This window comes from Spongiactinospora gelatinilytica, assembly GCF_003236385.1.
GTDB lineage: Bacteria > Actinomycetota > Actinomycetes > Streptosporangiales > Streptosporangiaceae > Spongiactinospora > Spongiactinospora gelatinilytica.
Genome location: NZ_POUA01000227.1, coordinates 1 through 12,546, shown reverse-complemented (window position 1 = coordinate 12,546; position 12,546 = coordinate 1). Strand labels below are relative to the sequence as shown.

At 71.3% G+C, this 12,546-nt stretch carries 11 protein-coding genes and 1 pseudogene; 5 read left to right on the top strand and 7 right to left on the bottom strand.

The window, feature by feature from the left end:
- Together C1I98_RS41695 and C1I98_RS25100 are read left to right on the top strand one after the other, a co-directional pair.
- Positions 1 to 640 (top strand): annotated as a pseudogene (locus tag C1I98_RS41695) (High-affinity nickel-transporter); the annotation flags it as partial.
- A 599-nt stretch (positions 641 to 1,239) separates the two neighbouring features.
- Entirely contained in the window at positions 1,240 to 4,209 is a 2,970-nt protein-coding gene (locus C1I98_RS25100) for a S8 family peptidase (protein WP_158558173.1), read from the top strand.
- A 69-nt stretch (positions 4,210 to 4,278) separates the two neighbouring features.
- Here the strand turns inward: C1I98_RS25100 and C1I98_RS25095 are convergent, their stop codons facing one another.
- From C1I98_RS25095 to C1I98_RS25075, 5 genes are all read right to left on the bottom strand, one after another.
- A complete protein-coding gene (locus C1I98_RS25095) occupies positions 4,279 to 4,692 on the bottom strand; it encodes a sensor histidine kinase (RefSeq protein ID WP_146607615.1) in 414 nt (137 codons plus the stop codon).
- A gap of 253 nt (positions 4,693 to 4,945) precedes the next feature.
- Entirely contained in the window at positions 4,946 to 5,620 is a 675-nt protein-coding gene (locus C1I98_RS25090; RefSeq protein WP_111169887.1) for a pyridoxamine 5'-phosphate oxidase family protein, read from the bottom strand.
- Positions 5,586 to 6,194 (bottom strand): VOC family protein, encoded by a 609-nt coding sequence (locus C1I98_RS25085; protein ID WP_111169886.1) that lies wholly within the window; start codon positions 6,192 to 6,194, stop codon positions 5,586 to 5,588. The genes C1I98_RS25090 and C1I98_RS25085 overlap by 35 nt, the downstream gene beginning before the upstream one ends.
- A gap of 76 nt (positions 6,195 to 6,270) precedes the next feature.
- Positions 6,271 to 7,101 (bottom strand): ABC transporter permease, encoded by an 831-nt coding sequence (locus C1I98_RS25080; protein WP_111169885.1) that lies wholly within the window; start codon positions 7,099 to 7,101, stop codon positions 6,271 to 6,273.
- On the bottom strand, positions 7,098 to 8,045 hold the full coding sequence (locus C1I98_RS25075) for an ATP-binding cassette domain-containing protein (RefSeq protein WP_199537197.1): 948 nt from the start codon (positions 8,043 to 8,045) through the stop codon (positions 7,098 to 7,100). The genes C1I98_RS25080 and C1I98_RS25075 overlap by 4 nt, the downstream gene beginning before the upstream one ends.
- Positions 8,046 to 8,102: 57 nt before the next feature.
- Here C1I98_RS25075 and C1I98_RS25070 point away from each other — a divergent pair, with 57 nt between their 5' ends.
- Positions 8,103 to 8,684 carry a TetR/AcrR family transcriptional regulator gene (locus tag C1I98_RS25070; RefSeq protein ID WP_233508161.1) on the top strand — a complete coding sequence of 194 codons (582 nt, stop codon included), beginning with the start codon at positions 8,103 to 8,105 and terminating at the stop codon, positions 8,682 to 8,684.
- Between the two features lie 84 nt (positions 8,685 to 8,768).
- Positions 8,769 to 9,536 (top strand): AMP-binding enzyme, encoded by a 768-nt coding sequence (locus C1I98_RS25065; RefSeq protein WP_158558172.1) that lies wholly within the window; start codon positions 8,769 to 8,771, stop codon positions 9,534 to 9,536.
- On the opposite strand, the gene C1I98_RS41690 is transcribed toward C1I98_RS25065, so the two are convergent.
- Together C1I98_RS41690 and C1I98_RS25055 are read right to left on the bottom strand one after the other, a co-directional pair.
- Positions 9,457 to 10,791, bottom strand: coding sequence for an ATP-grasp domain-containing protein (locus C1I98_RS41690; protein ID WP_158558171.1), 1,335 nt, complete (start codon positions 10,789 to 10,791; stop codon positions 9,457 to 9,459). The two genes, C1I98_RS25065 and C1I98_RS41690, sit on opposite strands and share 80 nt — an antisense overlap.
- A 17-nt stretch (positions 10,792 to 10,808) precedes the next feature.
- The gene (locus tag C1I98_RS25055) at positions 10,809 to 11,321 is read right to left on the bottom strand and encodes a beta-class carbonic anhydrase (RefSeq protein WP_111169881.1); all 513 of its coding nucleotides are present in this window, start codon (positions 11,319 to 11,321) and stop codon (positions 10,809 to 10,811) included.
- Between the two features lie 230 nt (positions 11,322 to 11,551).
- On the opposite strand from C1I98_RS25055, the gene C1I98_RS25050 reads away from it, so the two are divergent.
- Complete coding sequence (locus C1I98_RS25050; protein ID WP_111169880.1) at positions 11,552 to 12,481, top strand: sporulation protein; 930 nt, start codon at positions 11,552 to 11,554, stop codon at positions 12,479 to 12,481.
- Positions 12,482 to 12,546 lie beyond the last annotated feature (65 nt).

The window sequence follows — 12,546 nt, the reverse complement described above, 5'->3', positions numbered from 1 at the left end:
GGGGCGGTACCGGGACGCGGTGCGGCTGGGGGCCATCGTCGCGCTGATGCACACCTTGTCGGTGCTGGTGCTCGCGGTGGTGTGGGTGTGGCTGAGCTCGGGGTTCGCCACGGAACGGGTGACGGCCTGGTTGCAGGCGGGCGCGGGCGCGGTGGTGGCCGTAGTGGGCGCGCACCTGGCGTGGCGTCACTTGTCGGCCCGCCGCCAGGTTAATGGTCACGGGCATGGCCATGGTCACGGGCATGGCCATGGTCACGGGCATGGCCATGGTCACGGGCATGGCCACGGACACGGACACGGTCATGATGCGGATGCGCTCGATCCCTGGTCGCGGCGCGGGCTTTTGGCGCTGGCGCTGTCGGGCGGGCTGCTGCCGTCGCCGTCGGCGTTCATCGTGCTGGTCAGCGGCCTGCTGACGGGCCGGGCGGTGGGCGCGGTGGCGCTGGTGCTGGCGTTCGGGGCGGGCATGGCGCTCACGTTGACGGCCGTCGGGGTGGCGACCGTGCGCGGGTACGGCCTGCTGTCCGTCCACCCGCGCCTGAGGGTCGTGACCTCCTGGCTGCCGCCGCTCGCCGGGCTCGCCGTCTGCGCGGGCGGGCTGCTCTACATCGCCGCGGCGGCCACCGCCCTGGCGGCGTGACCGTCCACACAACGCGGAGATCGTGCGTTAAAAGGCGGCGATCCGGCAGGGGGAGCCGGTCGCCGCTGTCGGCGGGCCGGCCCGGCCGGCGAATCTTCCGTGATCCGGCGCACGACAGCCGATCGACCGCCGCCCCGACCATGGGAATCACCGAAGGCCATTTTTGTTGCACGGCCACATGATTTTTAGGTTAATAGCTGAGGACGCTTTTTCGCTTTGCTAGTGCGCGGAAATCGCCACCGCCTCGCTGTGGGCCATCTTGTGCCCGGTGTAAATTTCCCGCATCATTCTCCGGGTAAGGCAGAAATACCCTACCAAGTAAGGGAGTTTCTCCTATGACGCGCTTTTCGGTAATCGCGGCGGTCGCTCTGACAGTGGCGTCCGCGGCGACCGGAGTGGCGGGCGCGAGCGGGCCCCCAGGTGTACCTGAGGGGCAGGACAGGCAGCTCAGGCCGACCCATCCCGCTCCGCAGGACGGCGCGACGACCGTCACGCTCATCACCGGCGACAAGGTCACGATCTCGCCTTCAGGCCCTTCGGTTCGGCCGGGCAAGGGTCGTAAGGTCAATTTCTCCACGCTGAAGAGGAAGGACCATCTGGTGGTCCTTCCGTCCGACGCGGCTCCATTGGTCGCGCGGGGCCTGCTGGATGAGCGGCTGTTCGACGTCACGCAGCTCATCGAGTGGAAATACGACGACGCGCACCGTAAGGACGTTCCGGTCATCGCCCGGACCGCCGGTGCCGCGACGTTCCGGTTATCCGGCGCGCCCGCGCCCACCTGGCGCAGCGGGGTGCTCGGGCTGGCGGCGGTCAAGGTGCCCAAGAAGGACGCGACGGCGGCGTGGCAGGCGCTGAGCGGCGGCGCGGGCGCTCGGTCGCTGGCGGGCGGGGTCGGGCGGTTGTGGCTGGACGGGCGGCGGATGCCGTCGCTGGACAAGAGTGTGCCGCAGGTCGGTGCGCCGGAGGCGTGGAAGAGCGGGTACACCGGCAAGGGCGTGACCGTCGCCGTCCTGGACACCGGCTACGACCCGGCCCACCCTGACCTCCAGGGCGTGGTCACGCACAGCAAGAGCTTCAGTTCGCTGGAGCCGGACATCAATGACCACGCCGGTCACGGCACCCATGTGGCCTCGACGATCGCGGGGACGGGCGCGGCCTCCGGCGGGAAGTACCGGGGGGTCGCGCCGGACGCGAAGCTCGCGGTCGGCAAGGTGCTGAGCGAGTACGGCGGGTACGACTCGGAGATCGTCGCCGGGATGGAATGGGCGGCCAACGAGGTCAAGGCCAAGGTCGTCAACATGAGTCTCGGCGGGACCGACGACCGGAGGCTCGATCCCGTCGAAGAGGCGGTGAACGTCCTCAGCGAGCAGACGGGCACGCTGTTCGTGGCCGCCGCCGGTAACTACGGCACGCTGGACAGTCCGGGCAGCGCGGATGCCGCGCTGACCGTGGGCGCGGTGGACAAGCAGGACCAACTCGCGAAATTCTCCGGCCGTGGCCCGCGGATCGGCGACGGCGCGATCAAGCCGGAGATCACCGCCCCGGGAGTGGACATCACCGCCGCCGTACCGGCCACGCCGGAGGGGTCCTACAAAGCCATTTCCGGCACCTCGATGGCCACGCCGCACGTCGCGGGCGCGGCGGCGATCCTGGCCCAGCGGTATCCGGAGTGGCGGGGAGAGCGGCTGAAGTCGGCGCTGATCGGCAGCGCCACCCCCAAGACCGACGCCAACGCGTTCGAGCAGGGCGCGGGACGCCTGGAGGCGGCCAAGGCGCTCACCCAGACCGTCGTCGCGGTCCCGGGCAACGTGTCCTCGGTGCTCCGGTGGCCGCACGAGAAGGGCCAGCAGACCACCAAGACCATCACCTACACCAACACCGGCGACGCCCCCGTCACCTTCGACCTGGCCATCGCGCCGGTCGGTAGCGGACCGCTCCCGGCCGGGGTGCTCAGCTTGTCGGCCGACCGGCTCACCGTCCCCGCCAAGGGCGAGGCGTCGCTCACCGTCACCATGGCGGCGGACGGGATCACACCCGGCGCGTACGCGGGAGTGGTCACCGCGACGGCGGGTGACACGGTGGTGCGTACCCTGGCGGGCGCGTACATCGAACCGGAGACCATCGACCTGACCGTCACCACCAAGGGCGGGCAACCCGGCCAGACGGGCGTCGTCTGGGTCAACAACGTCGCAACGTGGCAGGAAGAGCGGATCGAGGTTCGCGACGGCACGGGCTCGGTCCGGCTACCGGCCGGTGACCTGATTCTGCTCGGCAGTTTCGATGGAGAACAAGGCAAGGTCACGATCGTCCACACGCCGCCGCTCCGGCTCAATGAACAGAACAGGCAGGTGACGATCGACCTCGCCGCGGGCAAGGAGGTCGTGCAGTCCGTCGACGACCCGACCGCACGGCGGCATGCGATGAGCCTCTGGACCGAGCAATCCACCGACAGAGGTCGTATCGTGGGCACCTACGGCCTGACCGAGGGGCGCCTCTTCGTGGTGCCCTCGCAGGCGCCTCGCCAGTCGTTCAGGGTGCATACCACGCTGGTCAAGGCGGACACCACGCCGAGCCCCTACCGGTACGACCTCTACAACTCCGCCGAAGGCGGTCTTCCCAGTGACCCTGTCTACAAGGCCAGGAAAGCCGAACTCGCCAAGGTCACGATGAACTACCGGGGCGCGGGCGTACCGGCGGAGGGAGTCGCCGATGTCAGGCCTTCTGGCTTCTTGTCCATCATCGACACCCCTCTGCGCGTGCCCGCGACGGTCGTCCACTACCGATCTCCCGTCAAGGGCCTCATGTGGGGATCTGGAATGACGCTGCTCGATGAGAACGGGTTCGGTCACTGGATTTGGGATTCGCACAGGGAACTCGCCCGCGGGTCGTACACCGAGACATGGAACACCGCCGTATACGGCGCGGCGGCGTCTAACTACTCCAAGCGCTACGGCGATTACATCCAGCTCGGCTACAGTCTGTTCAACGATTCCGGGGCCGGGCGGGGCGGCTCAGAGGACAACTCGTCGGGCGCGGTCAGCCTGGCCAAGGACGGCAAGGAACTGGCCAACCAGGCGTGCGCGCCGCCGGATCATTCAAGCTGCAGTGTCGAGATGGAGCTGCCCCCCGAGGAATCGGCCTACACGGTGACGATGTCCGGGCGACGGCAGGTACCGTACGCCGCGCTGTCCACCGCTGTGGACGCCAAGTGGACGTTCCGCTCCGGCACCACGGCGGAGAAGGGGGCGCCGCTGCCCATGCTCCACGTGCGGGCGGCCCCCCAGGGCCTCGACGAGCTGAACCGGGCCAGGCGCTCCGCGCTCACCCCGATCCGGCTCCTGGTCGAGCAGCCGGGGGCGGCCTCGGATGAGGTCCGGCCCAAGGCCGAGGTCTCCTTCGACGAGGGCAAGACCTGGCGGCCCGCCCCGGTCACCCGGCTCCAGGGCCAGTGGACGGCACTGGTGCGCAACCCGGCGGCGGGCGACTTCGTGTCGCTGCGCTTGTCGGCGGGCTCGGGTGACAACACGTTCACCCAGACCGTCATCAGGGCCTACGGGCTGACCTCGTAAGTCTCACTCGAGAGGGTTCGCGGGCACGCGTCACGACGAGCGGGCCCGCGAACGACTTCGTGTCCGTCGTCACCTCCGGCCGAACGGGATCGCCCCGGTGACCGTCACCCCGCCGCCGGGCACGAAGTTGAAGTCGAGGTCGCCGTCCGCGTTGGCGAAGGCGGTCCGCATCAGCTCGATGCCGCGCCCCTCCACCGGCGCGTCGGACCCCATGCCGTCGTCACTGATGGTCATCCGTAACCCGGTCGCGCCCACCGTCACGGCGACGGAGACCGTCTCGGCGCCGCTGTGCCGTTCGACATTGGCCAGCGCCTCGCGGACGGCGGCCAGCACCGACCGGGTGATGTACGCCTCGACGTCCGTCGTGGGCAGCGCCCACGTCTCGACCTTGATCCCCGTGCGCTCCGACCAGCGTTCCAGATGGGTGGCGAGGGCTTGGGCGAGAGTCTGCGCTGCTTCGACTCCCACTTCGTCCGTTACCATAATGTGTCCCCTTCACAAAATCTCGTGCTGCGCGGCGGTGCGGCCACGAAGAATCGTGGTCGCGCCTGGAACGCGTACGGTCGCTTTCGGTTACCCGAAGAAGGCGCCCGAGGAGATGCGCCCAGGTCCCCCTCGCCTGCCGTCGGCGATCTCGCCTATTCGTCGATTCTCCCATCATTTCCATTCAACAGCTCTTGACGTAACAGCGATGGAAAGCTCTGTGACGGGACGGTGGGCGCGTCGCGGGAAGCGGTCAGGTGATGACGATGCGGCGGCCGGTGACGCGGTCGGAGGTCACGCGGATGTAGACTTCGCGGTCGCCGCCCGGCCAGGGCTCCACGCCGAGGGTGGACACCTCGGGGAGTTCGGCCTCGGTGATGTGGTGGGCGGGGCCTTGGATGAGCACGCTCCAGCCGGTGCGCTGGGCGTCGTCGATCCGGTCCACCTCAAAGGCGATCTTGAACTCGACCCCGCTCAGGCCGGTGTCCAGCTCCTCGTCGAGCCTGCCACCGTACCGGGTGCGAAAGACAACGGCCTCGTCCTGGACGCGGTAGTTGACCGGCAGCACGATGGGGCCGGTCCCGTCGTCGAAGGCGACCCTGCCCACACCGCCGGGGGAGATCAGCCGCATGCACTCGGCGCGGGTCAGCGTCTCAAGGCCGGGGGCGGCCGAAGGACGGCCGCCGCCCGGCGGGCGGCCCGCCGCTCCGCCCAGCAGCCCCTCGCTGGTGGTGCCGAGCGCGCGGGCCACCCGCAGCAGCGTCTCGCCGGTGGGGCTGGCCGGGTTCTCCTCCAGGTACCGCAGGTAGCCGGGGTCGATGCCGGCCAGCTCGGCCAGCTCGGCTTGGGACAGGCCGATGGCCGCACGCCGCTCGGCGATGCGGCGGCCCAGGTCACCGGGCGCGTGCGCGCCCCTGTGTGCGGACATCGGCGTTCCCCCCGTCCGCGTCGTGCGGGTACGGCTCTCGCCACGCCCCGGCCGGCCGGGACGCGCGGGGTGATTGCTGCCCCGCGGGCCCCGGCCGCAACCGCCCGGCAGGCGAGTTTTGCCCTCCCATGGCACATGCCCGCCACCCGGCAGGGTCAGACCCGGCCTTCGGCGGTGTCGGTGATCCGGCGGACCTCCACGGCGCCGAACCTGGCGTCGGAACGAGGTGGCCCTCGGGGTCGGTGAAGTGCCCGACCACGAGGGTGCTCGGGTCGCCCGCCGGGCCCATGACCCGCCTGCCGCCCAGCCGTTCCGCCTCGCGCAGCGCCTCCTCGACGTCGGGGACCTCCACATAGAACAGCACCCGCCCGGAGAACCCCGGGCCGCCGCCGATGCCGTCGTTGATCCCGCCGGTCGAGCCGCCGTCCACGAAGCCGTACCGGCCCGGGTCGGAGACCTCCCCGGTGGCCGCGTCGCCCTTGTGGAACTCCCACCCGAACAGTTCGGAGTAGTAGTCCTGCAGCCGCGCCGGATCGCCGCCGATGATCTCGAAGTGCACCACTGGCCGTCCCATGACGCTCCTTTCCCGGCGCCCCCGATGGGCGCCTCATGATGAGGTCGGAGCCGGGAGGGCGTTCTCTACATGCCTCTCAAACCCGGTCCAGCCGCCGATAGGTGCGGGCCGCGAGCGGCAGGAACACCGCCGTGATCAGCAGCGGCCAGCCGATCGCCAGTGCCAGGGCGTGCTGTGCGGCCCACGAACCGCCGCTCCAGCCGGGGTTGCCGAACAGCTCCCGGCAGGCCGCGACCGTGGCCGACAGCGGGTTCCACTCGGCGAGCGCGCCCAGCCAGCCGGGCATCTGCGCCGGCGAGGCGAACGTGTTGGCGATCATCGTGAGCGGCAGCATCAGCATCCACGACGCGCCCGCCGACTCCGGCTTCAGCTTCAGGCCCACGAAGATGCCGACCCAGATCAGGGAGAAGCGCAGCAGCAGCAACAGCCCCACCGCCGCGAGCGCGGGCAGCGGCCCGTTGTGCCACCCCCAGCCGACGACCAGCCCGCAGCCGATCAGCACGGCCAGTTCCAGCGCCGAGCCCGCCATGTCGGCCAGCGCCCGGCCCAGTACCACCCCGGACTGCGAGACCGGCATCGACCGGAACCGGTCGGTGACGCCGTACGTGGCCTGGGTGGACACCACGACCAGCGTGGTCGTGACCCCGACCGCCATGGTCTGGGCGAACATGCCGGGCATCAGGAAGGCCCGGTAGTCGCCGCCGCCCGCGACGGTCATCGCGCTGCCGAAGACGTAGCCGAACATCACCACCATGACGATCGGGAACAGCAGCATGCTCGCCATTCCCGCCGGGTTGCGCGTCAGGTGGATGAGGTTGCTCCTGGCGATGACCCACGCGTCCGACAGCACCCAGCCCAGCCGCCGCGCCGCCGTGCGCGGCACGACGGGGGAGATGAGCGCGCTCAAGCCGCCGCCCCCTTGCCGGTGATGCTGAGGAAGACCTCGTCGAGGGTCGGGCGGCGCAGCGCAACGTCCTCCACCTCCACGGCGGCCTCCCGCAACCGGTGCATGGCCTCGGTCAGCGCGCCGATCCGGTCGCTTACGGGGGCGGTGACCCTGCGGGCGGTGGCGTCCACCGTGGGCGCGGCGCCGGTGACGGCGGCCAGGGTCTCGGCGGCGGCCGGAAGGTCGCGCTCCTCGCGTAGGACCAGGTCGATCTGGTCGCCACCGATCATGGACTTGAGCGCGTCCGGCGAGTCGTCGGCGATGATCCGGCCGCGGTCGAGCACCGCTATCTGGTGGGCGAGCCGGTCGGCCTCGTCGAGGTACTGGGTGGTGAGCAGCACGGTGCTGCCCGCGGCCACCAGGGTGCGCACCGCCTGCCACACCTCGTCGCGGTTGCGCGGGTCCAGGCCGGTGGTGGGCTCGTCCAGGAAGAGCACCCGGGGGGCCAGAATGAAGCTCGCCGCGAGGTCCAGGCGGCGGCGCATGCCGCCGGAGTAGTGCTTGATCCGCTTGTCGGCGGCCTCGCCCAGCCCGAACCGGTCGAGTAGTTCGCCCGCCCTGGCCCGGGCGGTCCGCCTGCCCAGGTGGTACAGCCGACCCCACATCTCCAGGTTCTCTCTGCCGGTGAGGATCTCGTCCACCGCGGGGGCCTGGCCGGTCAGCCCGATGCGGTAGCGCACCTCGGCGGGCCGGGCGGCCACGTCGAACCCGGCCACGGACGCCCGGCCGCCGTCCGCGCGCAGCAGCGTGGTGAGGATCCGGACCGCGGTGGTCTTCCCCGCCCCGTTGGGGCCGAGCAGCCCGCAGACGGTGCCCTCGCGTACGGCGAGGTCGAATCCGTCGAGGGCGTAGGTGTCGCCGTACCGCTTGCGGAGTCCTTCGGCGAGGATCGAATGGGAGTTCATGCGCTCACTATGAGACATAGAAGTCCCAAAAGCAAACGTTCGTGCTACGGTTCGACGGTGAGCAGCCCCGCCTCCGAGTCCGGCACCCGCAACCGCACCCGCCGGGCGATCCTGTCGGCCGCGGCCTCGGCGCTCGCCCGCGACCGCACGGCCACGCTGGCCGACATCGCCGAGCGCGCCGAGGTCGGCCGCAGCACGCTGCACCGCTACTTCGCCGACCGGGAGGAGCTGATCAGGGCCGCGGTGGTCGACTCGCTGGCGGCCATCGAGGCGTCGGTCAAGGACGCGGCGGTCGACTTCGCCGAGCCGCTGGGCAGCATCCGGCGGCTGATCGCGGGCATGGTCGAGGTGGGCGACCGGATCGCGTTCCTGTTCGGCGACCCGGGAATGCACCAGGTCATGCGGGACGCCCCCTGGGCCCCCGACCCCGAGGCGCCGAGCGTGATCGAGTTGATCCGCAGCGGGCAGCGCCAGGGCGTGTTCGACGACCAGGTCCCCGCCGCCTGGATCCAGCAGGTGATCTGGGCGCTGACCTACAGCGGCTGGGAGTCGGCCGAGCGGGGCGACCTGCCCCGCCACGGGGTCACCCCCGCCGTGCTGCGCGCCTTCGAGAACGGCGTCGTCGCGAAGACCGGGTAGATCCGCCAGATCACTGTCGATCGCGGTAATGGCATGGGACCATCTGATGAGCGCCGCCTGAACCGGTCTGTGGGGGTATGCCGGATGCCTAAGGACTCCAGCGACTACACCGACGTCGAACGGAAACTGCGCAGCCACCCAAGGGTGGCGGAGTGCGCGGTGGCCAGGGTCGAGACCGCGGTGTGGGAGACCAAGCTGGTCGCCTATGTCGTCCCCGACGGCCGGGTGCGGGCGGGGGAGTTACGCGAGTTCCTGGCCAGGCTGGTGTCCCCGCGGCGGTTGCCCGAGGTCATCGCCCTGGTGGAGGGCCTGCCGCGGCTGCCCGGCGGCCAGGTCGACTACGAGAGCCTGCCGCTGCCCGCCCAGGAGTACCGCACGGTGTCCACGGCCAAGGGCGGCACGTACCAGGTCCAGCCGACCACCTCGACCGGGGCCATCGCGATCACCACGCCGATCGCGGCCGTCGCCGCGTTCCTGCTCACGAACGTCTTCTGGCCCTACTCCACCGACCTGACCGCGGTGCCGCAGCCGTGGGCGTCGCTGTTCTTCGGGCTCTACCTGGTCGAGTGCGTTTCTTTCGGAATCGGCGTCGGCTTCCTGCTGTTCGGCCGGAACATGCTGGTCAGAGCCCGGCGTGGGCCGGTGCTGACCACCCTCGCGCACCTGGCCGTCACCTGGCTGCTGGCCTCCTGGTGGCCACAGGACAACTTCTACCGGCTCACCGCCAAGAACGACTGGCCGGCACAGGCCGCCCTCGTCTACGTCTTCAACATCACGCTGATGCTGGCCGCGATCGTGGTCGTCGTCTACGTGGCCAAAAGGCCGGTCCCTCTGCAGGACCGACTTCGGTGAACATCGCGCCGAGCGCGCGGTCCGCCCAGCGCACCGCCTGCTCGGCCGCGTCGAGCGCCGCGTGATCGAGCGCCGCCAGCGCCATCCCCAGGTACGGCAGCCGGTCGAACGCCGCCGTCGGGCAGGTGACCAGCGGCACCGCCCCCAGCTCCCGGCACACCTCGGTGAGCCTTTCGACATGCGCGCGCAGCGCCGCCGGGGGCAGCCGCGCCCCCAGCGGGAGCCGGTCCAGCGTCCGCACCAGGTGCCGCCCGCCGCGCAGCCGGTCCAGGCGGGCGGCGATGGTGAACGCCACAGCGGGGCCGGTGAGCCGCAGGTTGATCTCGGTGGGGGCGAGCAGGCCGGTCTCGCCGGTCACGAAGTCCACGTCGTACCAGCCGCGGTAGCCGTGGGCGGCGAGCGCCCGGCCGACCGCGACGCCGAACCGCTCGGCGGTCGCGGCGAGCGGCCCCGGCAGCGCCCCCGGGCCGACGGTGACGCCCTGGTAGGCGGTGCCATCGACGGCCATCGCGCCCGCGCCGACCGGATGAGTCTTGCCCTCGGCGTCGATGACCGCGTCGAACGTCGGGTCGCGGTACGGGCCCTCGCCCGGCACGTACTCCTCCAGCAGCAGGCCCTCGCCGCGCGCCGCCGGCCCGGCCCGCCCGGCGCCGGGCCCGACGATCGTCGTGCCCGAACCGCCCACGCCGTACTCGGCCTTCACCACCAGCGGCGGGCCCGCCCGCCACGCGCGCCGTAACTCCCGGCGCAGCTCCCGGCGGGAGCCGACCGGCCGCTGCGCGGGCACCACGACGCCCGGGTGGTCACCGGCCAGCTCGCGGAACAGCGCGTGCGCGCGGCGCTTGGACTCGAACGTGGTGACGGCCTCGCGTACCCCCGGCGGGGACGGCACGACCCGCTCGAAGGCGGCCGTGCGGCCCCACGGCAGCACCGGGGCCTCGCCCGAGCGCAGCGCGGCCAGCAGGCCGGGCCGCGCGGCGATCGCCGCCGACAGCCGCCCGTCACGCGCCAGCCCGGCGTGTACCGCCACCTCGCCCCAGCCGAGCACCGCCGACAGGCCGGCGACCCAGGCCGCGTCCACCTGCCGGGGCAGCACCACGGCCGACGGGCACGGCCCGGCGAAGACCGCGAGGCAGGAGTAGTGGTCGGGCCCGGCGGCGACACCGCCGTACTCGGCGTTGAACTCCGCGACGTTGCCGACGTGCACAGCGGGCCGCCCGCCCGTCCACGCCGCCACCCACGACGGCTCTCTCATGCCGGGGAGCCTAGCGGTCAGGCGCTGACGGGCACGACCATGCCGGTGTGGACGTTGTAGATCGCCCCGCAGACGGGCAGGTCATCGGGCAGGAACGGGCTGGCCTTGAGCCGGGTGAGGTCGCGGCGCAGGGCGGCGATCTGGTCGGGCACGGTGTGGAACTCCAGGCTGCGGGTGTCCACTCCGTGGCCGGCGGTCAGCTCGTGGACGTCGCCGTCGGTGACCTTGGTCATCCCGCAGTCGGTGTGCGGCATCAGCAGCACCCGCTCGACGCCGAGCACGTAGACCGCCAGCACCAGCGTGCGCTGCACGTCGTCGGTCACCCGCGCGCCCGCGTTGCGCAGGATCTTCGCGTCGCCCGGCTTGAGCCCGAGCAGGCCCAGCGGGTCGATCCGGGAGTCCATGCAGGTCACCACCGCGAGTCCGCGCGCCGCGCGACCGGTGAGGCCCGGATGGGCGAACCGGTGGGAATTCTCCCGGCTCGCGGTGAGTACGTCGTCGAACGCGCTTACCTTGTGCTCGATGAACATGGCCCATCCTCGTATTGCCGGGTCAAGGGTCATATTCGCGGCGTCTCGCCGCCACGCTTGGATCCGATCCGGGCTCACTTCGCGTGCTGATAATGTAACTCATAGTGCGCGATTCGGGGAGAGGGCGCGGCCGACGAGTTCCCCGGCCGCCATCCGGAACCGCACGGGCTCGGTGATCGTTTCAGAAGCGGTCGCCGCATGCCGCGGCGCGGATCAGGAGGGAAGAGTTCGTGGTCTTCAAACGGCTGTTGGGCGCTTTCGGCGTCGGTGCGCCCTCGGTGGACACGGTCCTTTCGGTGCGGAGCGTGCTGCCCGGCGGAGTGCTGGCCGGGGAGGTGCGCCTGGCGGGCGGCGACTTCGACGCCGAGATCGAGCACGTGACGCTGGGCCTGGTGGCCAAGGCCGAGGCCGAGCACGCGGAGGGGGAGCACGAGGGTCTGGCGGAGTTCCACCGGGCGCGGGTGGCCGAGCCGTTCACCCTGCGCAAGGGCGAGCAGCGGACGATCCCGTTCCAGATCCCGCTGCCGTGGGAGCTGCCGATCAGCCAGGTCCAGGGGCGGCCGCTGCCCGGCATGGCGCTGGGCGTGCGTACCGAGCTGGCCATCGCCAAGGCCGTGGACAAGGGCGACCTCGACATGTTCGCGGTCGAGCCGCTGCCCTCCCAGGAACGGGTCCTCGCGGCGTTCGCGGCACTGGGCTTCACGGTGCGGTCCGCCGACCTGGAGATGGGCCACATCTACGGCGCGCACCAGGACCTCCCCTTCTACCAGGAGATCGAGCTCTACCCGCACGGCGGGCACGCCTGGCGGATCAACGAGGTCGAACTGACCTTCGTCACCTCGCCCGAGGGCCTGCAGATCGTCCTTGAGGCCGACCGCCGCGCGGGCGGCCTTGGCGGCGACGCCATCGCCCGCCTCCAGACCACCCACGACGAGGCCCTCCACCGCGACTGGCCCACCGAGATCGACGCCTGGCTCAACACCCTGTCCCAACACGCCGGCCATACCGGCCACTTCGACCACCACGACCACCGCGGCGGCCCCGGCCTCGGCACGGTCGCCGCCGCCGGCGCCATCGGCCTGGCGGGCGGCCTGGTCGCCGCGGAGGTCGCCGAAAAGATCTTCGAGTCCGACGACGAGGAGTCCGACAGCGACTGGTAGTCCCATCGTCTGAGCCTCCCCTCCACTGCCGGCGTGACCTGCCGGGGGTGGCGGGGAGGTCTTTC

Excerpts from the sequence above, each read along its gene's own strand:
- C1I98_RS25085 (WP_111169886.1), bottom strand. The coding sequence starts at position 6,194 with ATGGGACGGCCAGTGGTGCACTTCGAGATCATCGGCGGCGATCCGGCG.
- C1I98_RS25095 (WP_146607615.1), bottom strand. The coding sequence starts at position 4,692 with ATGGTAACGGACGAAGTGGGAGTCGAAGCAGCGCAGACTCTCGCCCAA.
- C1I98_RS25065 (WP_158558172.1), top strand. The coding sequence starts at position 8,769 with ATGCCTAAGGACTCCAGCGACTACACCGACGTCGAACGGAAACTGCGC.
- C1I98_RS25090 (WP_111169887.1), bottom strand. The coding sequence starts at position 5,620 with ATGTCCGCACACAGGGGCGCGCACGCGCCCGGTGACCTGGGCCGCCGC.
- C1I98_RS25075 (WP_199537197.1), bottom strand. The coding sequence starts at position 8,045 with ATGAACTCCCATTCGATCCTCGCCGAAGGACTCCGCAAGCGGTACGGC.
- C1I98_RS41690 (WP_158558171.1), bottom strand. The coding sequence starts at position 10,791 with ATGAGAGAGCCGTCGTGGGTGGCGGCGTGGACGGGCGGGCGGCCCGCT.
- C1I98_RS25055 (WP_111169881.1), bottom strand. The coding sequence starts at position 11,321 with ATGTTCATCGAGCACAAGGTAAGCGCGTTCGACGACGTACTCACCGCG.